23 protein-coding genes are annotated in these 22356 nt (G+C 72.5%); 12 read left to right on the top strand and 11 right to left on the bottom strand.

Annotated features, from left to right (window positions below):
- The first annotated feature begins 39 nt into the window (after positions 1–39).
- Positions 40–1188, top strand: coding sequence for an Mrp/NBP35 family ATP-binding protein (locus tag B0E54_RS16000; RefSeq protein ID WP_234584335.1), 1149 nt, complete (start codon positions 40–42; stop codon positions 1186–1188).
- Between the two features lie 70 nt (positions 1189–1258).
- On the opposite strand, the gene B0E54_RS15995 is transcribed toward B0E54_RS16000, so the two are convergent.
- Both B0E54_RS15995 and B0E54_RS15990 read right to left on the bottom strand, forming a co-directional pair.
- A complete protein-coding gene (locus B0E54_RS15995) occupies positions 1259–1681 on the bottom strand; it encodes a preprotein translocase subunit TatB (RefSeq protein WP_234584334.1) in 423 nt (140 codons plus the stop codon).
- Between the two features lie 76 nt (positions 1682–1757).
- The gene (locus B0E54_RS15990; protein WP_374109277.1) at positions 1758–3089 is read right to left on the bottom strand and encodes a S1C family serine protease; all 1332 of its coding nucleotides are present in this window, start codon (positions 3087–3089) and stop codon (positions 1758–1760) included.
- 294 nt (positions 3090–3383) lie between these two features.
- On the opposite strand from B0E54_RS15990, the gene B0E54_RS15985 reads away from it, so the two are divergent.
- Positions 3384–3971: an O-methyltransferase gene (locus tag B0E54_RS15985; RefSeq protein ID WP_234584332.1), complete on the top strand. Its 588-nt coding sequence runs from the start codon at positions 3384–3386 to the stop codon at positions 3969–3971.
- A 3-nt stretch (positions 3972–3974) separates the two neighbouring features.
- Here B0E54_RS15985 and B0E54_RS15980 read toward each other — a convergent pair whose 3' ends face one another.
- Positions 3975–5450, bottom strand: a complete 1476-nt coding sequence (locus B0E54_RS15980) for a M17 family metallopeptidase (protein WP_234584330.1) — start codon at positions 5448–5450, stop codon at positions 3975–3977.
- A 148-nt stretch (positions 5451–5598) separates the two neighbouring features.
- A complete protein-coding gene (locus tag B0E54_RS15975; protein WP_007455245.1) occupies positions 5599–5766 on the bottom strand; it encodes a DUF3117 domain-containing protein in 168 nt (55 codons plus the stop codon).
- Positions 5767–5956: 190 nt separating this feature from the next.
- On the opposite strand from B0E54_RS15975, the gene B0E54_RS15970 reads away from it, so the two are divergent.
- The 4 genes from B0E54_RS15970 to B0E54_RS15955 are packed head-to-tail and all read left to right on the top strand — an operon-like array spanning position 5957 to position 10187.
- Positions 5957–6775: a PaaX family transcriptional regulator C-terminal domain-containing protein gene (locus B0E54_RS15970; RefSeq protein ID WP_007455243.1), complete on the top strand. Its 819-nt coding sequence runs from the start codon at positions 5957–5959 to the stop codon at positions 6773–6775.
- Between the two features lie 4 nt (positions 6776–6779).
- On the top strand, positions 6780–7571 hold the full coding sequence (locus tag B0E54_RS15965; protein ID WP_234584328.1) for an enoyl-CoA hydratase-related protein: 792 nt from the start codon (positions 6780–6782) through the stop codon (positions 7569–7571).
- A gap of 59 nt (positions 7572–7630) precedes the next feature.
- A complete protein-coding gene (locus B0E54_RS15960; protein WP_234584327.1) occupies positions 7631–8929 on the top strand; it encodes a DUF1800 family protein in 1299 nt (432 codons plus the stop codon).
- A gap of 16 nt (positions 8930–8945) precedes the next feature.
- Positions 8946–10187 carry a DUF1501 domain-containing protein gene (locus B0E54_RS15955; RefSeq protein WP_234584326.1) on the top strand — a complete coding sequence of 414 codons (1242 nt, stop codon included), beginning with the start codon at positions 8946–8948 and terminating at the stop codon, positions 10185–10187.
- Here the strand turns inward: B0E54_RS15955 and B0E54_RS15950 are convergent.
- Together B0E54_RS15950 and B0E54_RS15945 are read right to left on the bottom strand one after the other, a co-directional pair.
- Complete coding sequence (locus B0E54_RS15950) at positions 10184–10807, bottom strand: hypothetical protein (protein WP_234584325.1); 624 nt, start codon at positions 10805–10807, stop codon at positions 10184–10186. The genes B0E54_RS15955 and B0E54_RS15950 overlap by 4 nt on opposite strands.
- A gap of 25 nt (positions 10808–10832) precedes the next feature.
- Positions 10833–11402, bottom strand: a complete 570-nt coding sequence (locus B0E54_RS15945; RefSeq protein WP_308195365.1) for a DNA-3-methyladenine glycosylase I — start codon at positions 11400–11402, stop codon at positions 10833–10835.
- A gap of 138 nt (positions 11403–11540) precedes the next feature.
- Between B0E54_RS15945 and B0E54_RS15940 the strand changes: the two genes are divergently transcribed.
- Complete coding sequence (locus B0E54_RS15940; protein ID WP_234584324.1) at positions 11541–12434, top strand: sterol desaturase family protein; 894 nt, start codon at positions 11541–11543, stop codon at positions 12432–12434.
- Here B0E54_RS15940 and B0E54_RS15935 read toward each other — a convergent pair.
- Complete coding sequence (locus B0E54_RS15935) at positions 12379–12876, bottom strand: SRPBCC family protein (RefSeq protein WP_234584323.1); 498 nt, start codon at positions 12874–12876, stop codon at positions 12379–12381. The two genes, B0E54_RS15940 and B0E54_RS15935, sit on opposite strands and share 56 nt — an antisense overlap.
- Complete coding sequence (locus tag B0E54_RS15930; RefSeq protein WP_234584322.1) at positions 12873–13508, bottom strand: DivIVA domain-containing protein; 636 nt, start codon at positions 13506–13508, stop codon at positions 12873–12875. Before B0E54_RS15930 ends, B0E54_RS15935 begins: the two co-directional genes overlap by 4 nt.
- Before the next feature lie 151 nt (positions 13509–13659).
- On the opposite strand from B0E54_RS15930, the gene folP reads away from it, so the two are divergent.
- A complete protein-coding gene (gene folP / locus B0E54_RS15925) occupies positions 13660–14529 on the top strand; it encodes a dihydropteroate synthase (protein ID WP_234584321.1) in 870 nt (289 codons plus the stop codon).
- A 70-nt stretch (positions 14530–14599) separates the two neighbouring features.
- Here the strand turns inward: folP and ndhC are convergent, their stop codons facing one another.
- A complete protein-coding gene (ndhC, locus tag B0E54_RS15920; protein ID WP_234584320.1) occupies positions 14600–14977 on the bottom strand; it encodes an NADH-quinone oxidoreductase subunit A in 378 nt (125 codons plus the stop codon).
- A gap of 127 nt (positions 14978–15104) precedes the next feature.
- On the opposite strand from ndhC, the gene B0E54_RS15915 reads away from it, so the two are divergent.
- The 3 genes from B0E54_RS15915 (at position 15105) to B0E54_RS15905 (ending at position 19803) form a co-directional block, all read left to right on the top strand.
- The gene (locus B0E54_RS15915) at positions 15105–16556 is read left to right on the top strand and encodes a hypothetical protein (RefSeq protein WP_234584319.1); all 1452 of its coding nucleotides are present in this window, start codon (positions 15105–15107) and stop codon (positions 16554–16556) included.
- A gap of 372 nt (positions 16557–16928) precedes the next feature.
- Positions 16929–18776: a 2-oxoacid:acceptor oxidoreductase subunit alpha gene (locus B0E54_RS15910; RefSeq protein ID WP_234584318.1), complete on the top strand. Its 1848-nt coding sequence runs from the start codon at positions 16929–16931 to the stop codon at positions 18774–18776.
- Positions 18769–19803, top strand: a complete 1035-nt coding sequence (locus B0E54_RS15905) for a 2-oxoacid:ferredoxin oxidoreductase subunit beta (protein WP_234584317.1) — start codon at positions 18769–18771, stop codon at positions 19801–19803. The genes B0E54_RS15910 and B0E54_RS15905 overlap by 8 nt, the downstream gene beginning before the upstream one ends.
- Positions 19804–19875: 72 nt before the next feature.
- Here the strand turns inward: B0E54_RS15905 and B0E54_RS15900 are convergent, their stop codons facing one another.
- A complete protein-coding gene (locus B0E54_RS15900) occupies positions 19876–20520 on the bottom strand; it encodes an FMN-dependent NADH-azoreductase (RefSeq protein WP_234584316.1) in 645 nt (214 codons plus the stop codon).
- Positions 20521–20602: 82 nt separating this feature from the next.
- Here B0E54_RS15900 and B0E54_RS15895 point away from each other — a divergent pair, with 82 nt between their 5' ends.
- Positions 20603–21082, top strand: coding sequence for a MarR family winged helix-turn-helix transcriptional regulator (locus B0E54_RS15895; RefSeq protein ID WP_234584315.1), 480 nt, complete (start codon positions 20603–20605; stop codon positions 21080–21082).
- Between the two features lie 10 nt (positions 21083–21092).
- On the opposite strand, the gene B0E54_RS15890 is transcribed toward B0E54_RS15895, so the two are convergent.
- The gene (locus B0E54_RS15890) at positions 21093–22106 is read right to left on the bottom strand and encodes a TrkA family potassium uptake protein (RefSeq protein WP_234584314.1); all 1014 of its coding nucleotides are present in this window, start codon (positions 22104–22106) and stop codon (positions 21093–21095) included.
- Between the last annotated feature and the right edge of the window lie 250 nt (positions 22107–22356).

Here is a 22356-nt window from a genome sequence, read left to right as displayed (position 1 = left end):
GCGGTCGGAGCGGATGCCCCGCGACGTAGCATTGCGGGCATGTCAGCACCCGTGAGCACCGTCGAGGACGCGATCCAGGCCGCCCTGGCCACCGTCAACGACCCGGAGATCCGCCGGCCCATCACCGAGCTGGGCATGGTCCGCTCCGCCACGATCGGCGCCGACGGCGTCGTACGGGTCGAGCTGCTGCTCACCGTCGCCGGCTGCCCGCTCAAGGACAAGCTGCGCACGGACATCACCGCTGCCGTCGCGGCGGTGCCCAGCGTGACCGGCGTGGAGATCGACTTCGGTGTGATGAGCCCCGAGCAGCGGCAGTCGCTGCAGTCGCAGCTGCGCGGCGGCGGCGCCAGCGAGGAGCCGGTCATCCCGTTCGCCCAGCCCGGCTCCCGCACCCGGGTGTACGCGGTGGCCAGCGGCAAGGGTGGTGTCGGCAAGTCCAGCGTGACTGTCAACCTGGCGGCGGCGCTCGCCGCCCGTGGGCTCTCCGTGGGCGTGGTCGACGCCGACATCTACGGCCACTCGGTGCCCCGGATGCTCGGCGCGGACGGCCGACCGACCCGCGTCGAAGACATGATCATGCCGCCGCAGTCGCACGGCGTGAAGGTCATCTCGATCGGCATGTTCACCTCGGGCAACGCGGCGGTGGTGTGGCGCGGCCCGATGCTGCACCGGGCGTTGCAGCAGTTCCTGGCCGACGTCTACTGGGGCGACCTGGACGTGCTCCTGCTCGACCTGCCCCCGGGCACCGGCGACGTGGCCATCTCGCTGGCCCAGTTGCTGCCCAACTCGGAGATCCTGATCGTGACCACCCCGCAGACCGCCGCCGCCGAGGTGGCCGAGCGGGCTGGTGCGATCGCCCTGCAGACCCACCAGCGGGTGGTCGGCGTCATCGAGAACATGTCCTGGCTGGAGCTGCCGGACGGCTCCCGGATGGAGGTCTTCGGCGCCGGCGGTGGCACTGCTGTCGCCGAGTCGCTGAGCCGGACCATCGGCGCCCAGGTGCCGCTGCTCGGCCAGATCCCGCTGGACACCCGGGTCCGCGAGGCCGGCGACGCCGGCAACCCGATCGTGCTGGCCGAGCCGGAGTCCCCGGCCGCGCAGGCGCTCGGCACGATCGCCGACCGGCTCGCGCTGCGCCGCGAGTCGCTGCTCGGCAAGCCGCTCGGCCTCAAGCCGGCCGGGCGCTGACCTCCCGATCGACGACGCCCCGCCGGCCCACTCGGGCCTGCGGGGCGTTTTCGTCGTTGTGCCGTACGAGTCAGGTGGCGTCGTCGTAGCTGGGCCGGGGAGCCGGTGCCGGCGAGGCGCCGGTGGCGGTGCCGGGCCGGGAGCCGTTCGCGCGGGGGTCCACGGCGTTGGCCACGTCCTTCAGCTCGTTGTGCACGCCGCTGACGTCCGCGCGCAGGTTGTCGTAGACGCCCTGCATGGGCTTGCGGATCGCCGCCTCGTCCTCCTCGCTGAGGAGGTGCTTGCGGATGAAGGCCTTCGGGTGCAGATCCTCGAGCTGGATGTCGGTGCCCAGCTCGCGACTGAGGTCGCCGGTGGCGTTGCGGGCCATGTTGCGCAGATTGCGCACCATCCGCAGGCCGTCGTTGATCACGGCGGGCAGCCGGTCACCAAAGATCAACAGCGCCAGGAGCAGCAGCGCCCCGACTTCCCACATGTTCAGGTTCTCGAACATCCCGTGGGCCTCCTCTCGGCGTCAGCAGCAAGACTACGCACGTCGGACGGCTTTCCGGCAGGGGGTGACCCGCTGTTCACTTGGCATCCGCGGCGAGGGTCACCGACGTGTTCTGCCGAGCGGCCCCCCGCCGGAACTCGACAGTCACCACCGAACCCGGAGCGAACTTGCGGACCAGGGCGATCAGGTCGGTCGGCTCGGTCATCGGCCGGCCGTTGAGCTTCAGGATCACGTCGCCGACCTTCAGCCCGGCACCGGCCGCCGGCCCGGAGGGCTCCACGGCGGCCAGCCGTACGCCGCCGTTGGCACCCGCCCCGGGGCCACCCACCTGGGCGCCGATGACCGTACGCCGGGCCTTGCCGGTGCCGATGATGTCCTGGGTGACCCGCTTGGCCTGGTTGATCGGGATGGCGAAGGCGAGCCCGATGTTGCCGGCCTCCTGGCCCTCGGCCACCAGCGACTTGATCGTGGAGTTGACCCCGACCACCCGCCCGGCGCCGTCGACAAGCGGGCCGCCGGAGTTGCCGTGGTTGACCGCGGCGTCGGTCTGGATCGCCGCGTAGTAGCGCACCGGGCCACCCGGCTCACCGGCCTGCATCGTCCGGTCCAGGGCGCTCACGATGCCGGCGGTGACCGTGTTGGCCAGCGACAGGGGCGAGCCGATGGCGAGCACCGGGTCGCCGACGGCCAGCGCGTCGGAGTCACCGAACTCCACCGGTCGCAGCCCTGTCCGGTTCACCTTGATCACCGCGATGTCGGACTCCGGGTCCTGACCGACGACCGTCGCCGGGGCGGAGGTGCCGTCGTTGAAGATCACCGAGGCCTTGCCGCTGCTGCCGGCCACCACGTGGTCGTTGGTGATCACATGACCGTCGGCGCTGGCGATGAAGCCGGAGCCCTCGCTGGTCCCGCCCAAGCTGCTCACCCGGACGGTGACCACGCTGGGCAGGACACGTTCGGCGACTCCGGCCAGAGACTCCGGCTTGCGCTGGGCCAGCACGGGCGGCTCCGCGGCCTGCGCGCCGAGCACCGTGCCGGCGGCGCCACCACGGACCGCGAACGCGTAGCCCAGCGCGCCACCGAGGGTGCCCGCCAGCAGCGCGGTGATCACCGGTATGAGCAGCAGGTGACGCAGCGTCGGTCGACCCGGCGCGTCCGGGTCGGTGACCGGTTCGGGCTCGGTGCCGGCCGCCACCACCCCCGGCACCACCACCGCGGCGGGCGTCGCCGGATCACGCCACGGATCACCGAGCGCGTCGGACCACCAGGGCGACGCACCGGCCGCAGCCGCAGGCGCGGTGCCGCTCCCCGGCGTGGTCGGCGCTCCCGCCGGCGGGGTCCCTGCCCCGGGCGGGTTCGCCGGAGCCGGAGTCTCACCGCCCCGGCGCCAATCCCAGCCGTCGGTCACGTCGGTGCCTCCCAGTCCGTCCCCGGATCCCGCGGCGTCGCCCGGCCACGGTTCGGCGCGGTCGAGGCTGACGGAATACCGCTTCCAGGATTGCACGGATGCGCGCGGTGGAGTCAGCGGTTGCCCCCGGCGATCGCGAGGGGACGGAGGCGCGGCTGCGCCTCGGTCGGGTCGCCTCTACGCTCACAGTGCCAACCCGCCCCCGCACCACGCACCGCCCGGAGGTGCCCCATCGCCACGGTCGCCGGTTCCGGCAGTTCGACGACCCAGGCTCAGCAGTTCGCCGAGTCGTACGTGACCGAGGATCTCGTCCTACGGACCGCCCGCAGCCTGGCCCACGAGGTGGGCCTCGACGCGGTCACCCCCGGAGCGGGGGCGGCGCTGCGGCTGCTGGCCGCGGCCGGCAACGCCCGCGCGGTGGTGGAGATCGGCACCGGCACGGGCGTGAGCGGCGTCTGGCTGCTGCGAGGCATGCGCGCCGACGGAGTGCTCACCACCATCGACGTGGAGGTGGAGCACCAGCGGATCGCCCGGCGGATCTTCACCGAGGCGGGCTTCGCCGCCGGCCGCACCCGGATCATCACCGGTCGCGCGTTGGACGTGCTGCCGCGGCTCGCCGACGGGGCGTACGACCTGGTCTTCGTCGACGCCGAGGCGACCGGCTTCCACGCCTGCGTGGAGGCGGCGCTGCGACTGCTGCGCCCGGGCGGCGTGCTCGCGCTCAACGGCATGCTCGCGCACGGTCGGATCGGTGACCCAGCCGCCCGGGACGCGGAGACGGTGACGGTCCGCGAAACGATCAAGGCGGTCCGGGAGTCGGAGCACTGGATTCCCGCGCTGCTCCCGGTCGGGCACGGGGTGCTCGCCGCCGTGAAGTGCTGACGGTCAGTCGACGGCGGCCAGCCAGCGCAGCAGCGAGCGGACGCCCCAGCCCGTCGCACCGCGGGTGAGCTCGGCCTGGTCGCCGTCCGCCCAGGACGGGGCGGACATGTCCAGGTGCAGCCAGCGGTCCCGCAGGTCGCCGGTGAACTCGCGCAGGTAGAGCGCGGCCGTCACCGATCCGGCGCCCTGTGCGGGCGCGCTGTAGAGATCGGCGATCTCGCTGCCCAGGTACTCGACGTAGTCGGTGTGCAGCGGCATCCGCCAGGCCGCCTCGCCGGCCGCCTCGATCGCCGTCAGCAGGTCGGCGGCGAGGTCGTCGTTCTCGCTGTAGAGGGCCGCGGTGCGCTTGCCCAGCGCCACGGCGTTGGCGCCGGTGAGGGTGGCCAGGTCGATCAGCACGTCGGGCTTGAGCTGCCGCACCGCGTACGCCAGCGCGTCGGCGAGGACCAGCCGGCCCTCCGCATCGGAGTTGGTCGTCTCGCTGGTCGTCCCGTCGTAGTGCCGGATCACGTCGCCCGGGCGGAACGCCGAGCCGCTGACCATGTTCTCGGCGAGCGGGGCCAGGGTGGTGACGCGGACCGGCAGGCGCAGCGCCGCCGCGCCGAGGGTGGCGGCGACGACCGCCGCCGCGCCGGCCATGTCCTTGCGCATCAGCTTCATCGCCGGCACCGGTTTGATCGAGATGCCGCCGGTGTCGAAGGTGATGCCCTTGCCGATCAGCACCACGTGGGTGCGCGCGTTCGCGGGGTGCCAGTCCACCTCGACCAGCCGCGGGCCGCTGGCCGAGCCGCCGCCGACGGCGAGGATCCCACCGAAGCCCTCCGCGGCCAGCTCAGCCGGGCCACGCACCGTCAGGCGCACGTCCGGCAGGTCGGCGGCTGCGGAGGCCACCTGGTCGGCGAACCACTGCGGGGTCTTCACCGAGGAGGGGGTATTGGTCAGATCGCGGGCGAGGCGGGTCATCGCGGCGGTGGTCCGCGCGGTGGCCACGGTGCTCTCGTACGCCTCCGGGTCGTCGAGCAGCAGGTCGACGCCGGTGAGCGCGGGCGGGTCGCCCGCGTCGGTCAGCCGGAACCGGTACGAGGCGAGCAGCAGCCCCTCGGTCAACCCACGGACCGCCTCGGAGGTCACCTCGGCCGGCAGCGCGATAGTGATCTGCGTCTCATCGGACGCGGAGCGGGCCAGAGCAGCGCCGGCAGCCCGCCAGGACGACTCTCCGCCGTCGCCGATACCGAGCAGCACCAGCCGACCGGGGCTGCGCCCTGGGCGCAGGTGGGTAGCGATCTCACCGGCCCGGCCGCTCACTCGGGCCACCGGCACCAGCGCGGCAGCCTCCTCGGCGGTGCCGTCCGGCGGCGTCACGGCGGTGGGCGCCAACTCCGCCGGGGCGTCACCTCCCGCCGCCGGATCGGTGGGGCGGACGGGCAGGACGAGGACGTCGAGCCGGTCGGGCTCGGCAAGCGGACGGATGGCGAGCACGCGGAACCGCACCTCCAGGAAATGTCGCAGAGTGGGACCGGGCCATCGCCCGCCCACACCGATGAAGACCCTGAGCCACCGGCGATCCCGGTGGCTCAGGGTCCAAGAAACGCTCCGAGCGGCGTACGCCGTCCGGGTCGCTCCTCACTCAGCCGGCGGCTGCCTTCAACGCGTCACCGAGCGCGTTGGCCTCGTCGGGAGTCATCTCGACGACGAGCCGGCCACCGCCCTCCAGCGGGACCCGCATGACGATGCCCCGACCCTCCTTGGTGACTTCCAGCGGACCGTCGCCCGTCCGCGGCTTCATCGCCGCCATGTTGTCTCCCCTCAGACCTACACCAGGGTCGGTGGGTTGCCCCACAGCCACTTCGTCACGACCTCCCGCAACTCTCGCGGGGGTGTCGACAGACGATTTTCCCTGATGAACACCGCCGGACCCAAACCGGAGCAGCATTGATGTAACAGCATCTAGCTTATCTTGAGAAGGCCTGTCACAATGTGCGGTCATGCAGGCACGGTCGGCACTCTTCGACCTGTACGGCGACCACCTCCGGCCGAGGGGTGGCCGGGCACCGGTCGCCGCCCTGGTCAAGCTACTGGCGCCGTTGGGAATCGCGCCGCCCGCCGTTCGCACCGCCGTGTCCCGGATGGTGCGTCAAGGCTGGCTCGACCCGCTCCGGCTGGCCTCCGGACCGGGATATTCGATCACACCAAAAGCCGCCCGACGACTCGACGAGGCGGCGGCCCGGATCTACCGAACCGGCCGGGTCACCTGGGACGGCCGGTTCGATCTGCTCGTGCTCGACGCCCCGGGTTCCCGGCGGGACCGGCAACGACTCGCCGCCACCCTCAGCTTCCTCGGCTACGGCACGCTCGACGAGCAGACCTGGGTGGCCACCCGGCCCGCCGAGGACGTCGACCTGTTGCTCGCCGAGGCCGGCATCCGGTTCGAGCGGTTCACGGCCTCGCACTTCTCCGGCACCCCCGGCGCGATGGGCGTCGTCCGCCGCGCCTGGGACCTGGCCGAGATCGGCCGCGCGTACGAGCGGTTCGTCGCCGACCAGCGCCCCCTCCTCGGCGCGGTCACCGTGCGCAGCAGCGACGAGGAGGCGTACGCGGCCCGATTCCGGCTGGTGCACGCGTGGCGTACCTTCCTGTTCCGGGACCCGCAGCTGCCCCCCGCGCTGCTGCCCGAGCGCTGGCCCGGCACCGCCGCCGCCAGCTTCTTCGACCGGCACGCGGCCCGCCTGCGTCCGGCCGCCGACCGGTACGTCGAGCAGTGCCTCGACGCCGGCAACCGCATCGTTCGACAGAAGGGTCGTTAGACACGTGACCGAGCCGTTGCTCGTCGACCGGACCGACGCCGTCGTCACCCTCACCCTCAACCGGCCGCAGGCGATGAACGCGCTCGACCTGGCGCTCAAGGAGGCCCTGCGGGACACGCTGGCCGAGCTGGAGACCGACCGGTCCTGCCGGGCGGTCGTGCTGGCCGGGGCCGGTGGAGCGTTCAGCGCCGGGCAGGACCTGCGCGAGCACGTGGCCACCCTGGGCAACTCCTCCGGCCCGCCGCTGGACACCGTGCGGGCGCACTACAACCCGATCGCCGCCCGGCTGGCCAACCTGCCCAAGCCGGTGGTCGCAGCGGTCCGCGGAATGGCCGCCGGCGCCGGCGCGTCGCTTGCCTTCCTCGCCGACATCCGGATCGGCGGCCCGAGCACCAGCTTCCTGATGGCCTTCGCCAAGGTCGGCCTCGCCGCCGACACCGGCGCCTCCTGGACGCTGCCCCGGCTGGTCGGTCACGCCAAGGCCGTGGAGCTGCTGATGCTGGCCGAGCCGGTACGCGCCGAGGAGGCCTGCCGGCTGGGGCTGATCACCCGACTGACGGACGACGACGAGCAGGTGCTGCCTGTCGCGCAGGACCTGGCCGCCCGGCTCGCCGCCGGCCCCACCGTCGCGTACGGGGCCATCAAGCGGCAGCTCTCGATCGCCGACGCCGGCACGCTCGCCGACGCCCTCTCGGCCGAGGCGCAGGCTCAGGCGATCTGCGGCGCCACCGCCGACCACCGGGCGGCCACCCTCGCGTTCGTCGCCAAGCAGAAACCGGTCTTCGAGGGACACTGAACGCGATTCGCACCCCGCCCTTACCGTCCTCGTACGCGGGCCGCCTAGCGTCGGGCCGCATGAGCGATCGTGAAGCGGTGGCGCACCTGCTGCGGCGGGCCACCTTCGGGCCGACCGCCGACGAGGTGGACGCCGCCGAGCGGGTTGGGCCGGCGGCGACCCTGGACAACCTGCTCGCCCCGAAAGGGGCCGACCGGGGCGCGGCGGCCACCCCAGCGCCGACGCTGCCCCCGGACCCGTACGCCGCGCTGACCAAGGAATCCACCCGCGAAGAGCGGCAGAAGGCCAACGCCCAGCGCCGGGAGCAGCTCCAGCAGGTGACCCTCTGGTGGCTGGACCGGATGGTCGCCGCCGAGGACGGGCTGACCGAGAAGCTGCTCTTCTTCTGGCACGGGCACTGGGCGACAAGCGCGCAGAAGGTCAAGTCGGCGCGGGTGATGCTGGGCCAGTTGGAGACCCTGCGCCGCCACGGGCGCGGGCCGTTGGCCCCGCTGGTCGCCGCGATGGTGCGCGACCCCGCCCTGATCATCTGGCTGGACGGGCAGAAGAACACCCGCAAGGCGCCGAACGAGAACCTGGCGCGCGAGCTGATGGAGCTGTTCACCCTCGGCATCGGCGGCTACACCGAGGCCGACGTGAAGGCCGGCGCGCGGGCGTTGACCGGCTGGGTGGTGGACCGGCGCACCGGCGTCGCCCGTCTGGAGGCCAAACGGCACGACCCCGGGGAGAAGACGATCCTGGGACAGACCGGCCGCTTCGACGCCGAGGCGTACGCCGGGCTGCTGGCCGCCCAGCCGACGGCGGCGACGTTCGTGGCCGGGCGGCTCTGGTTCCGCTACGCCGGCACCGACGTCCCGGCGCCGGACGGCCTGGCCGGCGCGGACACCGTCGCCACCCTGCGCGCGCTGTTCTCCTCGCCGGCCTTCGCCCAGACCCGGGGCACCCTCGTGAAGCAGCCGGTGGAGTGGATGGTCGGCGCGCTGCGACAGCTCGGCGTCCGGCCCTCCGCCCAGCCCGAGCAGCAGCGCAAGCAACTGCTCTCCGGTCTGAACGCGCTGGACCAGGTGCCGCTGCGGCCGCCCAGCGTGGGCGGTTGGCCGGCCGGCGCCGCGTGGCTGACCACCTCGTCGTTGCAGGCCCGGCTCCGGATGGCCGGGATGCTGGCTGCGGCGGCCACCCCGGCGGTGCTGGCCCGGCTGACCGCCGCGCCCGTCGCCGGCCGGCCGGACGCGCTGGCCCGACTGCTGGTCGTCGACGGCTGGGGCGCCCGCACCCGGGCCGCCCTCACACCGTTGGCCGGCGAGCCGCGCAAGCTGCTGGCCGCCGGGCTGGTCAGCCCCGAATACACCGTCAGCTGAGCGGAGGAGTCGAGAAGTGGACACCCTGACCCGACGCAGGTTCCTGCTCACCAGCGGGGTGGTCGGCGCGGGCGCGCTGGCCGCCGGCGCCGGCGCGTACGGCCTACGGGACCTCCTGGACACCGCCGGAGACCGTGATCCGCAGTCCCGCACGCTGGTGCTGGTCACCCTCTACGGCGGCAACGACGGCCTGAACACCGTCATCCCGTACGGCGACCCGGCCTACCGGGCGGCCCGCCCGGAGCTGGCGTACCCCGACGGCGAGGTGCGGCGGCTCGACGACGACTTCGCCCTCAACCCGGCGCTGGCCGGGCTGCACCAGCGCTGGTCGGACGGTGGGCTCGCGATCGTGCGCGGGGTCGGCTACCCGAAGCCGGACCGCAGCCACTTCCGGTCGATGGACATCTGGCACACGGCGCAGCCCGACCGGCCGGGCAACACCGGCTGGCTCGGCCGCTGGCTGGACGGGACGGGCGGCGACCCCCGGCTGGCCGTGTCGTTCGAGCCGGCGTTGCCACCGCTGCTGGCCGGGGCGCACAGCGCGGGCGCCGCCGTGCCGGTGACCGACCGCAAGGCCACCAAGGGGCTGTCGGCCGAGACGCTGAAGGCGTTCTCCGCCGCCGAGGCGGGCGAGTCGGCGGCCCGGGGCCGTGCGGCCGCCTGCTTCGCCGACCTGCGGTCGGTGGACGAGATGATCCGCCAGGTACGCGACTCCGCCGCCACGGAGGCGGACGACCCGGACGGCGAGCAGGCGCCCGCCACGGCGACCGGCGGGGCACGAACCCCGCTGGACGCCCAACTGGACCTGGTCGCGCAGTGTGTCGAGGCGAACGTGTCCACGCGGGTCTTCTCGGTGTCGCTGGGCGGCTTCGACACGCACGCCGACGAGAAGCAGTTGCAGGCCGTCCTGCTGGGGCAGCTGGACCGGGCGTTGACCGCGTTCGCCGACCGGATGAGTCGCAGCGAGGCGGGCCGCAAGGTGGTGGTGGCGGTCTACTCCGAGTTCGGCCGCCGGGTGAAGGCCAACGCCTCGGACGGCACCGACCACGGCACCGCCTCCGACATGCTGCTGCTCGGCGCGGGAGTGCGCGGCGGCTGGCACGGGGACGCGCCCAGCCTCACCGACCTCGACGATGGCGACCTGAAATACACCACGGACTTCCGGGACGTCTACGCCACGCTGCTGGAACGGGTGTTGGACACCGACCCGGGGCCGGTGCTGGCCGACTGGCGGGGACGCCTCGACAAGCTGTTCTAGTCGTCCTCTTCCGGGTCCTGGTTGGCCTCCGCGCCCAGCACGAACGCCTGCATGGCGAGTTCGTCGCCGGCCGGTGACACGAACGCCGGCAGCTCGCGCGGTCCCAACTCCTGCACGTACGACCAGAACAGACGCACCGCCTCGGCCGGCGTACCGGCCTCGATCGGCAGGTCGAGGCTGACCAGCCAGGTGCGCCGCGCCGGGGGCGGGCCGAGCCGGTCGGCCAACGCCCGGAAGGCGGCCGGCTCCAGTGCGGTGACCAGCCCGTCGAGGGTGAGCAGGTCGGTCGGCACCGGCTCGTCGAAGGCCCTGCGGGTGTACGTCACGACGAGCGTCCCCGGCTCGATGTCGGACTGCGGATCGTCCGGATCCTCGGAGTGCCGCTGCGTCGGCGCGGTGACCCGGCCGAGGGCCACCAGTCGCGGCGGCGCGTCGGCCAGCACCGCCACCCGGTCACCGGGGCCGGGACGCCCGACGTCGGTCAGCCCGGTCAGCTCCAGCGAGTCGTGGTGCACGAGCCGCTCGGCCTCGTAGCGCTCCGGGGGCAGCAGCACGGCCCAGGTGCCCGGCCCGTCGGTGTTGCCGGCCGCACCGGCCCGGTACGCGGTCTCGGTCGTCATGCCTGCCATCCCATCACGCCGTCGGTCAGCGGGTGACGTGACAGCCGACGATGTGATCGTCGACCATCCCGGTGGCCTGCATGAGGGCGTACGCGGTGGTGGGGCCGACGAACCGGAAGCCGCGCTTCTTGAGCGCCTTGGCCATCGCCGTCGACTCCGGGGTGATCGGCGCCAGCTCGGCGAACGAGGCGGGGCGGGCCGGCCGGCGCTCCGGAGCGAACGACCAGAGCAGCGTGGACAGCCCGTCGGGCAGTTCCAGGGCGGCGCGGGCGTTGGCGATCGCCGCCTCGATCTTGGCCCGGTTGCGGACGATGCCGGCGTCGGCGAGCAGCCGGGTCACGTCGGCCTCGCTGTAGCCGGCCACGGTGGCGAGGTGGAACTCGTCGAAGGCCAACCGGAACGCCGGGCGTTTGCGCAGGATGGTCAGCCAGGACAGGCCGGACTGGAACGCCTCCAGGGTCATCCGCTCGTAGAGCGCGTCGTCGCCGCGCAGCGGCCGCCCCCACTCGGTGTCGTGGTAGACGACGTAGTCCGGGGTGCTCGCCCCCCAGGCGCAGCGGGCCAGCCCGTCGGCGCCGATCACCAGGTCACTCACGTCGCACACGCTAGGCCATCGCACCGACAGCCCATTGCCACCTGCCGCTCCACTGCCTATCGTGCTTGTTACCGACCGGTAGGTCGGGGTCGCCCAGCGGGGCGTCCCCGGCCGACGACGGCGAGTGGAGGCGGCGCGATGAAGGAATTTCCGGACGTCATCGCCTGGTCGATCCCGGCCTTCCTGCTGCTCATCGTGCTGGAACGGGTCTCCTACCTACTGCACCGCGACGACGACGAGGTCGGCTACGGCGGCGCGGACACCGCGACGAGCCTGGCCATGGGGCTCGGCAGCGTCTTCACGGACCTGCTCTGGAAGGTGCCGATCGCCGCCGCGTACGCGCTGCTCTACGCGCTCACCCCGCTGCGGATCGCCGACATCTGGTGGAGTTGGCCGCTGATCCTGCTGGCACAGGACTTCTGCTACTACTGGTCACACCGGGGCCACCACGTCATCCGGATCCTCTGGGCCTCGCACGTGGTGCACCACTCGTCGCAGCGGTTCAACCTCTCCACCGCGCTCCGGCAGCCGTGGACCGGGCTGACCAGTTGGGTCTTCTACGTCCCGCTGATCCTGGCCGGCGTACACCCGGCGGTCGTCGCGTTCTGCGGTTCGGTCAACCTGCTCTACCAGTTCTGGATCCACACCGAGCGCATCGAGAAGATGCCGCGCTGGTACGAGTTCGTCTTCAACACCCCGTCGCACCATCGCGTCCACCACGCCTCCCAGGGCGGCTACCTGGACCGCAACTTCGGCGGCATCCTGATCGTCTGGGACCGGCTGTTCGGCTCCTTCGCGGCGGAGCGGGAGCGCTGCGTCTACGGCCTGACCAAGAACGTGGGCAGTTACAACCCGGTGCGCGTGGCCTTCCACGAGTACGTCTCGATCGCCCGGGACCTGCGCGCCGCCGGGACGTGGCGGCACCGCCTGGGGCATCTCCTCCGCGCGCCGGGCTGGCAGCCGGCGCCGGGCGTGGTCAGGGCAGTCGTCCCTGCTCGACCAGACGGGCGAACCTCTTCAGCGCCTGGGTGAGGCCCAGCTTGGAGCCGGGCCAGAGCACGGGCCACGCCAGCCGGCCGGCCCGGCCGCCCGGCAGGTGGAACCACTCGTGCCAGACGACCTGGGTGCGAGCCTCGCCGAGTGCGGTGCACCGCAGGACACCCGGGCCGCGTAGCACCTGGCCGTGGTGCACGACGCCAATCTCGTACGGCTCGTCGACCCGGACCACAAGCATCTCGTCGCGCAGTGTCGCCCGGCCGAGCGCGGTCACCGCCTCGATCCGGCTGCCCTCGCGCCCGTCGCCCTCGACGACCCGGACCTGGGTGAACGGGATCCAGTCCGACTGTCGTTCCCAGGCGAGCAACGCGGCGAAGACCCGGGCCGCCGGGGCGTTGACGATGACGGTGGCGGTCACCTCACCGGCACCGGGTTGCGCCGCCTCCTGAAGATCGTCGGCGCCCTCCGGACCGGTCACGCGGACTCCGACCGGACCACCGCGCCGTGCTGCCCGGCCCCACCGGCCCGCTCGTCCTCGGCCGGCTCGTCAGCGGCCGGCTCGCGGTCAGTCGGTTCGCCGTCCGCCGGCTTGTGGGCGGTTGGCTCGCTGTCGGTAGGCGTGCGGTCGGTCGGCTCGCTGTCCCCCGGTGCGACGCCGTCCGAATCGGCAGCCGAGGAGGTGGGAGCGGGCACGGCGTCGGCCGGCGATCCGTCCGCATCCGACTCCGCGGTGGCCGCGGCCGGCACCGCCGTCGCGGCCTGCTCGCGGGCCTGGCGCAGCGCGTCCGCGTCGTCGATGCGGCCCTCACGCAACGCGATGACCTCCGACTCCAGCACGCCGATCAGCTCGGACTTGTAGCCGATGTCGTAGGCGGCACGGCGCATCGCCTGGTCGACCTGGGCCATCCGGTACCCGCGCAAACCGGTGTCGAACCGGACCGCGCCCACATCGGATTCCCGCAGTGGCCGGGTGCCGGGCAGCGGGATGGCCTGCGAATCCGGTTCGGTCGGCGCGAGGCCGGGATCCCGGCCACTGACCAACACCGTCACGCCGAAAACGACCGCCGCGACCGTCAATGCCACGACCAGGAGGAGCAGAAGCTGACCCATGCACTGATCGTGGCACGACAGGCGGCTGGGAGCGACCCCACCACCCCGATCGCGATCGACGCCCACGCCCGCCCCGCGCACCGGCCGGCCGACCCGCTAGCGTCGGTGGCGGCCGGAGCGGCGGCGACGGTGCGGACAGTCGGGAGGCGTGATGGCCGGGGCACTTCGGCTTGGTGGGCGGACGTTCGCCCCGGGTGAGCTGGTGGTGATGGCCATCGTCAACCGCACACCGGACTCGTTCTTCGACCGGGGCGCCACCTTCGCCGCCGACAGCGCGCTGCGTGCCGTCGAGCGGGCGGTCGACGAGGGCGCGGCGATCATCGACATCGGCGGGGTCAAGGCGGGACCGGGCGCCGAGGTGGACGTGGCGGAGGAGATCCGCCGCACCGTGGACACCATCGCCGCCGTACGGGCCGCGTTCCCGGAGGTGGTGATCTCCATCGACACCTGGCGTGCCGAGGTGGCGACGGAGGCCGTGGCGGCCGGCGCGGACCTGCTCAACGACACCTGGTCGGGCGCCGACCCGGCGCTCGCCCGGGTCGCGGCGAGCACCGGCGCCGGCCTGGTCTGCTCGCACGCCGGCGGGCTGGTCCCCCGGACCCGACCGCACCGGGCCGCCTTCGACGACGTGGTCGCCGACGTGGTCGAGACGGTTACCGGGCTCGCCGAGCGCGCGGTGGCGGCGGGGGTACGCCCCGACGGCATCCTCATCGACCCGGCGCACGACTTCGGCAAGAACACCCGGCACTCCCTGGAGATCACCCGCCGGTTGGACGAGCTGACCGCGACCGGCTGGCCGGTGCTGGTGGCGCTCTCCAACAAGGACTTCGTCGGCGAGACGCTGGACCTGCCGGTGGCCGAGCGGCTGGAGGGCACGCTCGCCGCGACGGCGGTCTCCGCCTGGTTGGGCGCTCGGGTGTTCCGGGCCCACCAGGTCGGGCCCACCCGTCGGGTGCTGGACATGGTCGCCTCGATCCGCGGCGACCGCCCGCCCACGGCGACCCGGCGGGGTTTGGCCTGAGTCGTCTGGTCGGTGCGGCGACCGCCGTGAACGGTCGGCGGAGCGGCACGATCGCCGGAGGACGCGGCGCTCAGGTCCAGCGCAGGATGTTCCTACGCCAGGCGTAGAGGATGCCGAGGGCGAGCACCGCCACGAACACCGCCATCTCCACCACCGTGACCAGGCCGAAGCCCGGCCGGTCGAAGACCACCGCCCACGGGAAGAGGAACACCGCCTCGACCGCGAACAGCACGTACAGGTACGCGTACACGTAGTAGCGGATCTGCATCTGCGCCCAGTCGGCGCCGACCGGGTCGAGCCCGCACTCGTAGCTGGTCCGCTTGCCGAACGGGTCGGCCGGACGGGCGGGACGTAACACCCGGTTGGCCGAGAACGCCGTCACAAAGAACAGGACACTGGCGAGCAGCAAGAGCCCGAGCGTCGCGTACGAGCCCAGGTAACCGGTCACATCGGGAGCCTACCGCCCAGACGGACAGGTCGTCCCAAACACGTTACGGATTTGTTTCCGCGTGGGACTAGTGCACTGAGACAACTGTTACGAACATTGGACTTCCACCCATGGCACCGGAGGACAGATGGCCCGCGTGAAGGTATCGCCCGAACGCCGGGCTGCGGGGCGACATCCCGCGCCCCTGCTGGCGGCGTCGCTCGCGCTCGGGCTGCTCGCGGCGCTCGCGGGCGCTCCGGCCCTCGCCAGCGCGGCGGTGCCGCACACCCACCCGATCGCCGCCGTGACGGAGTCGGCGCCCGATCCCGATCCGGACCCGGAGACCACCCCGGCCCAGGAGCCCACCCCCACCGAGGATCCGGGCGGCGATCCCGCACCTACCGACCCGGCCCCGGAGACCACCGCGCCGCCACCGGAGACGACGCCCCCGGCGCCTCCGCCGACCACCCCGCCGAACGTGCCGCCGCCCACCACCACCGCTCCCGCACCGGGGGGCAGCACGCGACCGCCGACGCCCGGGCCGCCGGCTCCCCCGGTCCCCCCGGTTCAGCCGCCCGCGCCGGGTGGCACGCCGGCGCCGGTGCCGAGCCCGCTCGGCGTGCAGGTGACCACCGAGGACGTCACCCTGCCCGAGGCGTACTGGAACGCGGCCAGCACCACCACCACGCTGCGGGTCACCGTGGCGAACACCGGCACCGCAGCGCAGCGCGTCCGGCTCTCGTACACCCTGCCGGCCGGGCTGAGCGACGCCGGGACGAAGGGGTGCGCCGCAGCGGGCGGCGACGCGTACCAGTGCGGTGCCTGGACGGCCGAGGCGGGCGTCCGGTTCAGCAGCCTGATCCGGCTGCGGGTCGCCGGCGACGCCTGGGAGCGGATGCCGCTCAGTGGCTCCGTGCGGGTCGTCGCGGACGCGCCGGGGGTGTCCGGCGAGGTGGCCGACGACCAGGGCTTCGCGGTGCTGTTCCCGCCCGGCCCGCCGGTGCCCGGCATCTCGCTGGCCGCCGACGAGGTCGCGTTCGACATCAGCGGCGCGGCGAGCACCCTCGCGGTGCGGCTGGTCAACACCGGCACGGTGGACGCCGCCGGCCTGGTGGAGGTGATCCTGCCGGCCGGGGTGAACGTACCGACCCCACCGGCGGGTTGCCTGCCGGTCGAGGCGTCCCGCACCCGGTGCGACGCGGGCCTGCTGTCGGCCGGCGAGACCCGCGAGCTGCGGCTGCCGGTGGAGGCGACTCCGCAGGCCCAGCGGGAGGCGCCGCTGTCCGGAGCGGTGATTGGTCAACTCGACCCGCGCAACGGCGCGACCCGGCGGGTGCAGATGAGCTTCCGCATCACCGCGGCCGCCGCGATGGCCACGCCTGTCGTCTCGCCGCCCGCGCCGACCGGCTCGCAGGGCGTACTCCCGGCGGGCGCGACCACCGACGACGACGGCGGCATGTCCTCGGTGCAGCGGACCGCGGTCATCCTGATCGCGGTCTCCGCGCTGCTGGTGGTGCTGGCCCTCACGCTGGCGACCACCTCGCTGCGCCGCCGCCTCGGCGGGCCGCCGGCAGAGCCCACGGCTCCGCCCACCGAATGACCGATCGACGACCCTGGCCGTCCCCGGCCGGGGTCGCGGCCGGCCGGGGACGGTGATCTGAATTACGGCGGCCGGGGCGAAACCCCGCAAAATTGGGCAAATATCGGGTCGATCGGGTCTCAGTCGGCGGACCTCCGGGGAGGGTCGGGGGTCCGTTCGACGTAGGCTCTCGGTAAGGAACGACAGCGGACCGGACCAGCCTGGGGCGGTGCGGTGCGGCGTTGCGTCAAGGAGGTCCCGTGGCCGGGCAAGGCGAGGTCACCATGATGTTCAGCCGTCCACGCGACCGCACGCAGCGAACGACGGTGACTCGGTGAGCGCGAGGAGTGAGCCGGTTTTGCGGGCCCCGCAGTCGCGAACGAAGGTGGCACAGTGACCAAGCAGATCCGTCAACTCGACCGGGTGGTCATCCGGTTCGCCGGTGACTCCGGCGACGGCATGCAGTTGACCGGCGACCGGTTCACCTCCGAGACGGCGCAGCTCGGCAACGACATCTCCACGCTGCCGAACTTCCCCGCTGAGATCCGGGCTCCCGCCGGCACCCTGCCCGGTGTGTCGAGCTTCCAGGTGCACTTCGCCGACTACGACATCCTCACGCCGGGCGACGCGCCGAACGTGCTGGTGGCGATGAACCCGGCCGCGCTCAAGGCCAACCTGGCCGACCTGCCGCGCGGCGCGGACATCATCGTCAACACCGACGAGTTCACCCGGCGCAACCTGGCCAAGGTCGGCTACCAGACCAGCCCGCTGGACGACGACTCGTTGGCCGGCTACGTCGTGCACCCGGTGGCGCTGACGTCGATGACAGTCGGGGCGCTCGCCGCGTACGAGGTGTCCAAGAAGGACGCCGAGCGGTCGAAGAACATGTTCGCCCTCGGTCTGCTCTCCTGGATGTACTCCCGGCCGTACGAGTCGACCCTGCGCTTTCTGGAGCGCAAGTTCGCGGCCCGTCCCGAGCTGGTCGCCGCGAACGTGGCCGCCTTCAAGGCCGGGTGGAACTTCGGCGAGACCACCGAGGACTTCGCGGTGCGCTACGAGGTCAAGCCGGCGAAGATGCATCCGGGCACCTACCGCAACATCACCGGCAACGCCGCGCTCTCGCTGGGCCTGGTCGCCGCCGGGGTGCGCTCGGGGTTGCCGGTCTTCCTCGGGGCGTACCCGATCACTCCGGCGTCGGACATCCTGCACGAGCTGAGCAAGCACAAGCGCTTCGGCGTGCTGACCATGCAGGCCGAGGACGAGATCGCCGCGGTCGGCGCGGCGCTGGGCGCGTCCTATGGCGGGTCGTTGGGGGTGACCACCACCAGCGGGCCGGGTGTGGCGCTCAAGAGCGAGACGATCTCCCTGGCGGTGGCGTTGGAGTTGCCGTTGGTGATCGTGGACGTGCAGCGGGCCGGGCCGTCGACGGGCATGCCGACCAAGACCGAGCAGGCCGATCTCAACATGGCGCTGTACGGCCGGCACGGCGAGGCGCCGGTCGCGGTGATCGCGCCGAAGTCGCCGTCGGACTGCTTCTTCGCGGCGTTGGAGGCGGCGCGGATCGCGTTGACCTACCGCACGCCGGTGATCCTGCTGTCGGACAACTACGTGGCCAACGGTTCCGAGCCGTGGCTGCTGCCCGACGTGGAGTCGCTGCCCGACCTGCGGGTCGAGTTCGCCACCAGGCCCAACGGCGAGGACGGCACGACCTTCCTGCCGTACCTGCGTGACCCGGAGACCCTGGCCCGGCCGTGGGCGATCCCCGGCACCCCGGGGCTGGAGCACCGCATCGGTGGGCTGGAGAAGGCCGACAAGACCGGTGACATCTCGTACGACCCGGCGAACCACGACTTCATGGTCCGCACCCGGGCGGCCCGGATCGAGACGATCCCGGTGCCGGACATCGAGGTGGAGGACCCGGACGGCGACGCCCGGGTGCTGGTGCTCGGCTGGGGCTCGACGTACGGGCCGATCGGCGCCGCCTGCCGTGGGGTTCGCCAGCGCGGGCTGTCCATCGCCCAGGCGCACCTGCGGCACCTGGCTCCGATGCCGGCCAACCTCGGTGAGGTGCTGCGCTCCTACGACAAGGTGGTCATCCCGGAGATGAACCTGGGTCAGCTGGCCCACGTCATCCGGGCCCGCTACCTGGTCGACGCGATCAGCTACAACCAGGTCCGCGGCCTGCCGTTCACGGCCGCCGAGCTGGAGACGACGCTGGAAGAGGTCCTGAAGAATGTCTGAGCCCGTCGCCCTCAAGCTCACCGCGAAGGACTTCAAGTCCGACCAGGAGGTGCGCTGGTGCCCCGGCTGCGGTGACTACGCGATCCTGGCGGCCATCCAGCAGTTCATGCCGGAGCTGAACATCCCCCGCGAGCGGACCGTGTTCGTCTCCGGGATCGGCTGCTCGTCCCGCTTCCCGTACTACATGAACACGTACGGGATGCACTCGATCCACGGCCGCGCGCCGGCGATCGCGACCGGCCTGTCGGTGTCCCGGCCGGACCTGTCGGTCTGGGTGGTCACCGGGGACGGCGACGCGCTGTCCATCGGCGGCAACCACCTGATCCACGCGCTGCGCCGCAACGTCAACCTCAAGATCCTGCTGTTCAACAACCGGATCTACGGTCTGACGAAGGGCCAGTACTCACCGACCTCCGAGGTCGGCAAGGTCACCAAGTCGACCCCGGCCGGCTCGGCGGACGCCCCGTTCAACCCGCTCTCGCTCGCCCTCGGCGCGGAGGCCAGCTTCGTCGGTCGCACCATCGACTCCGACCGCAAGCACCTGCAGTCGGTGCTGCGGGCCGCCGCCGAGCACGAGGGTTCGGCGTTCGTGGAGATCTACCAGAACTGCAACATCTTCAACGATGGGGCGTTCGACCAGCTCAAGGACCCGTCCACCCGGGACGACTACCTGATCCGCCTGGAACACGGGCAGCCGATCACCTTCGGCGCGGACGGGCGGTTCTGCGTGGTGCACCCGCCGGGCGCGTTCGGCCTGGAGGTCCGGGAGACCGCCTCGGTCCGCCCGGAGGAGATCGTCGTGCACGACGCGACGGTGACCGACCCCGCGTACGCCTTCGCGCTGTCCCGGCTGCCCGGCCTGGATCTGCGCAACACCCCGATCGGGGTGTTCCGGTCGGTGGACCGGCCGTCCTACGACAGCGTGGTCCAGGGCCAGCTAGCGGCGGCGAAGGCGACTGTCACCGAGACCCCCGAGCAGCAGCTCGCCGGCCTGCTGGGCAGCGGCGACACCTGGACGATCCTCTGACCCGTCCAAGCTGAGTGACAGCGGCCGTTCCCGATTCCGGGGACGGCCGCTGTCGTTCGTACCGGCGGTGCTTCAGCGCTGGGCGGAGGCCGGCAGCCAGAGGTTGTCGATCTCCTTCTCGGTCGCCGCGAGGCTCGCCTCGTGCAGCGGGATCAGCTCGGCCATCGCCGGCACCGACGGGGCCAGGGTCAGCTCGGTGCTGATGAAACGCGGCTCCAGGCCGGTCATCGACAGGCCGTGCGGGAGCCACTGCTCCGCGTGGTCCCAGCCGTGCCGCGGGGTGCCCTCGCCGTAGCCGCCACCCCGGGTGGCCAGCACCACGAACTCGCGGCCGCTGAGCAGGCCCTCCTGCGTCGTCGGGTCGTAGGTGAGGCCGGCGACGATCAGGTGGTCGACCCAGGACTTCACGCTGCTCGGCGCCCCGTAGTTGTAGAGCGGCAGCCCGAGCAGCACCACGTCGGCCTGCTTCACCTCGTCGACCAGCCGCACGCTGAGCTCCCAGGACTCGCGCTGGGCCGGAGTGTGCTGCTCCGGCGGCGTCATCCGCGCCAGCCCGCCCTCCGAGTCCAGGTGCGGCAGCGGCTCGGCGCCCAGGTCACGGTAGGTCACCGTGCCGTCGGGGTGTGCCGCGCGCCAGGCCGCGGCGGCACGGGCGGTGAGCCGCCGACTGACCGACCAGTCACCCCGGATGCTCGAATCGATATGCAGCAGGTTCATGATTTCTCCTCCAAGGATCGTCTGTGTAGCGCCAACTATTTATAGCAGGCAGATGTTCCGACGGCTCGGTAGACTGGGTCACATGTCCGCCCTACCGCTGGATCCCTCGGAGCACCGCTCAGGAGCCCTGCTGGATCACCTGGCGCGGCGGATGCGACTGCGGGCCGAGTCGGTGCTCGCGCCGCTGGGCCTGCGGCCCCGACACCTGGTCGCGCTCACGGTGCTGCGCGCGGGCGGCGGCACCAGCCAGCAGGCGCTCGCCAGCACCCTGGAGATGGACAGCACCAACATCGTCGGGCTGCTCAACGACCTCGAAGCAAAAGACCTGGTCGAGCGGCGGCGGTCACCCCAGGACCGCCGCCGACACGTCGTCGAACTCACCGAAGATGGTGCGAAACGCCTCAAAGAGGCGGAATGCGCCCTCGCGGGCGCAGAGGACGAGGTGTTCGGGGCGCTGGAGCCGGCCGAGCGGGAAACGCTCTACGAGCTGCTCAGGCGGGCCGCCACCACGACACCGATCAGCTGCGGCGAAGCGCTCATCGAGGAGCCCGACGCCTGCTGACGCGCCAGCGTCAGACCGTCGCCGTGGACTGCGGGCGGTCGTCGCGGACGTGCACCAGCATGTCGCCGGTCTCGATCACCGCACCGGCCCGGTCGGCCAGGGTGACCACCTTGCCGCGTCGCACCAGGGCGATCACGAGGGAATCCAGCTCGCGCGGCGAGCGACCCACCTCGTCCCGCTCCGCCGAGCGCATCGCCAGCGCCATGCCCTGCCCCGGCGTGAGTAGGTCCTCCACCACGTCGATCAGCGGCGGCGCCGAGGTGGACAGACCGAGCAGACGGCCGGCGGTCGCCGAGGAGACGATGACGTGGTGCGCGCCGCTCTGCTTGAGCAGCGGGGCGTTCTCCGCCTCCCGTGCCGCCGCGATGATCCGGACCTGCCCGGCGGTGAGCTGCCGTACGGTCAGCGCCACCAGCACCGAGGCATCGTCACTGTCGGTCGCGATGATCACTGCCTTCGCGTTGCGCACGTGCGCCTCGTTCAGCACCGACGACCGGGTCGCCGACCCCTCGATCGCCACCAGCCCGGCCGACGTGGCCTGCCGCAGGGCGGTGCTGCTGCGCTCCACCACCACGATCCTCGACTTGTCCAGGCCGTTCTCCATCAGGGCGTTGACCGCACTGCGGCCCTTGGTGCCGTAGCCGCAGATGATGACGTGGTCCTTCACGACTCTCCTCCACCGCGACAGGCGACGGCCGGTCCGGTACTGCTCGGTCAGGACTTCCAGGGTGGTGCCGACCAGGATGATCAGGAAGAGCACCCGGGCCGGGGTGACGAACAGGACGTTGACCAGCCGGGCCGACGGCGCGGCCGGGGTGATGTCCCCGTAACCGGTCGTGGAGAGCGAGACGACCGCGTAGTAGAAGCAGTCGAGCAGGGTGAGGCCGTCCTCGTTGACGTCGCGGTAGCCGTCCCGGTCCAGATAGACCGCCGCCACCACGGCGAAGACCAGACCCAGGGCGGCCGCGAGCCGGAGGCTCAGCGCGCTCAGCGGGCCCCGGCGCTGCGCGGGAAAATGGATCACCGTCGAACCTGCTCCGCCGCCGTCGCCTGCACGAGCACAACATAGCGGGTACGCCGCACGCCGCACGCCCGGGTCGCGCAGCGGACACCGCACCGCCCCCGGCACGCCACTGTCGGACGACACCACCGAGCCCGGCGCGGGCCGGCAGCCGGGATCCGTGACGAGCGGCGGACGGCTGCGGCGCGCGACCGCACGGGACCGCCGACCGGTCCGACAACCGGCATGATGGAGGTGTTCCTCCGACGACCGC

Origin of the sequence: Micromonospora sp. MH99, assembly GCF_021442385.1 — a bacterium.
In the GTDB taxonomy this organism is placed as follows: Bacteria; Actinomycetota; Actinomycetes; order Mycobacteriales; family Micromonosporaceae; genus Micromonospora.
The sequence above is the reverse complement of the archived record's forward strand: the minus strand, read 5'-3'. Positions and strand labels throughout refer to the sequence as shown.

What these genes read in the sequence shown, in the direction of transcription:
- folP (WP_234584321.1), top strand. Translation starts at nt 13,660, where the DNA reads ATGGCCGGGGCACTTCGGCTTGGTGGGCGGACGTTCGCCCCGGGTGAG.
- B0E54_RS15970 (WP_007455243.1), top strand. Translation starts at nt 5,957, where the DNA reads ATGCAGGCACGGTCGGCACTCTTCGACCTGTACGGCGACCACCTCCGG.
- B0E54_RS15915 (WP_234584319.1), top strand. Translation starts at nt 15,105, where the DNA reads ATGGCCCGCGTGAAGGTATCGCCCGAACGCCGGGCTGCGGGGCGACAT.
- B0E54_RS15940 (WP_234584324.1), top strand. Translation starts at nt 11,541, where the DNA reads ATGAAGGAATTTCCGGACGTCATCGCCTGGTCGATCCCGGCCTTCCTG.
- B0E54_RS16000 (WP_234584335.1), top strand. Translation starts at nt 40, where the DNA reads ATGTCAGCACCCGTGAGCACCGTCGAGGACGCGATCCAGGCCGCCCTG.
- B0E54_RS15900 (WP_234584316.1), bottom strand. Translation starts at nt 20,520, where the DNA reads ATGAACCTGCTGCATATCGATTCGAGCATCCGGGGTGACTGGTCGGTC.
- B0E54_RS15960 (WP_234584327.1), top strand. Translation starts at nt 7,631, where the DNA reads ATGAGCGATCGTGAAGCGGTGGCGCACCTGCTGCGGCGGGCCACCTTC.
- B0E54_RS15895 (WP_234584315.1), top strand. Translation starts at nt 20,603, where the DNA reads ATGTCCGCCCTACCGCTGGATCCCTCGGAGCACCGCTCAGGAGCCCTG.
- B0E54_RS15930 (WP_234584322.1), bottom strand. Translation starts at nt 13,508, where the DNA reads ATGGGTCAGCTTCTGCTCCTCCTGGTCGTGGCATTGACGGTCGCGGCG.
- B0E54_RS15995 (WP_234584334.1), bottom strand. Translation starts at nt 1,681, where the DNA reads ATGTTCGAGAACCTGAACATGTGGGAAGTCGGGGCGCTGCTGCTCCTG.
- B0E54_RS15905 (WP_234584317.1), top strand. Translation starts at nt 18,769, where the DNA reads ATGTCTGAGCCCGTCGCCCTCAAGCTCACCGCGAAGGACTTCAAGTCC.
- B0E54_RS15950 (WP_234584325.1), bottom strand. Translation starts at nt 10,807, where the DNA reads ATGACGACCGAGACCGCGTACCGGGCCGGTGCGGCCGGCAACACCGAC.
- B0E54_RS15975 (WP_007455245.1), bottom strand. Translation starts at nt 5,766, where the DNA reads ATGGCGGCGATGAAGCCGCGGACGGGCGACGGTCCGCTGGAAGTCACC.